1 protein-coding gene is annotated in these 1,438 nt (G+C 73.1%); it reads right to left on the bottom strand.

Going from position 1 to position 1,438, the window contains the following annotated elements; all coding sequences use genetic code 11:
* Positions 1 to 1,438 (bottom strand): acyltransferase domain-containing protein (locus ACFVXG_RS46115; RefSeq protein ID WP_387936501.1); only part of this gene is annotated, 1,438 nt, incomplete at both ends.

The raw sequence follows: 1,438 nt of genomic DNA, 5'->3' as shown, positions 1-1,438 counted from the left end.
GTGGTCGGTGAGCCAGGGGTGGGTGTGGCGGGACAGGCGTCCGCTGAACAGGACACCGCCGTCGGCCAGGCCCGTGATCGCTCCCAGCAGCGGGTGTCGGGAGTCCTGGAGGCCGAGTGCCGAGGCGCCCGTCCCGCCGGCCGGGGCCTCCAGCCAGTAGCGAGTGCGTTGGAACGCGTAGCTCGGCAGGTCCACCAGGCGTGCTGCCGGGAACAGGACCGACCAGTCCACACCCGTACCGGACACGTGCGCGGTGGCCAGCATTGCCAGCAGTGAGCGGGCTTCACCCTGTCCGCGCCGCAGTGCCGGCGCCAGCACGCCCTCCGCGCCGGAGGCGGCGAGGGTCTGCTCGGCCATCGCCAGCAGTACGCCGTCGGGGCCCAGTTCGAGGAACGAGCCGACCCCGAGGCCGTGCAGGGTCTCCACCGCGTCGGCGAACCGCACCGTCCCGCGCACCTGACGCGGCCAGTACGCCGGGTCCGCGAGCTCGCCCGTTCCGGCCGGGGCGCCGGTCAGTGTCGACACCAGCGGAATCACCGGCTCGCCGAACTCCAGCCCGGCGACGGTTCGCTCGAACTCCTCGAGGAAGCCCTCCATGTGCGGTGAGTGGAAGGCATGGCTGACCGTCAGGCGCCGGGTGCGGACACCGCGGGCGGCCCAGGCGGCGGCCACCTCCAGTACCGCGTCCTGGTCACCGGAGACCACCACCGCGCGCGGCCCGTTCACCGCCGCCAGGTCCACCCGGCCCGCGAAGGCGGCCAGCGACTCCCGGACCTCCGCCTCGCCCGCCTCCACGGCCACCATCGCGCCACCCGAGCGCGCGTCCTGCATCAAGCGACCGCGCGCCGCGACCAGCGCACACGCGTCCGCGAGGCCCAGCAGCCCCGACACGTGCGCCGCCGCCAGCTCGCCGATCGAATGCCCCACCACGAAGTCAGGCACGACACCGAAGGACGCCACCAGACGGAACAGAGCCGTTTCCACCGCGAACAGCGCGGCCTGGGTGAAGACCGTCTGGTCCAGCAGTGCGGCCTCGGCGGTACCCTCGGCCGCCCACACCACCTCACGCAGCGAACGGCCCAACAGGCCGTCCAGCTCCGTACACACCGCGTCGAAGGCCTCGGCGAAGACCGGGAAGGCGTCATACAACTCCCGGCCCATCCCCAGCCGCTGACTTCCCTGGCCCGAGAACAGGAACGCGACACCGGGGCGGGCAGCGCCGACGACACCACGCAGCACGGCCGACGACACACCGCCCCCGGCCACCGCGCCCAGACCCGCCAGCAACTCGTCACGGGAACCCGCGACCACCACCGCACGCCGACCCAACGACGCCCGGGCCACACCCAGCGTGAACCCGACATCCTCCGGATCCAGCGCCGGCCGATCAGCCACGAACTCCGCAAGACGAGAAGCCTGAGCCCGGAGCGCGTCCTCG

Origin of the sequence: Kitasatospora sp. NPDC058162 (assembly GCF_042884005.1) — a bacterium.
Lineage (GTDB): Bacteria > Actinomycetota > Actinomycetes > Streptomycetales > Streptomycetaceae > Kitasatospora.
The sequence above is the reverse complement of the archived record's forward strand: the minus strand, read 5'-3'. Positions and strand labels throughout refer to the sequence as shown.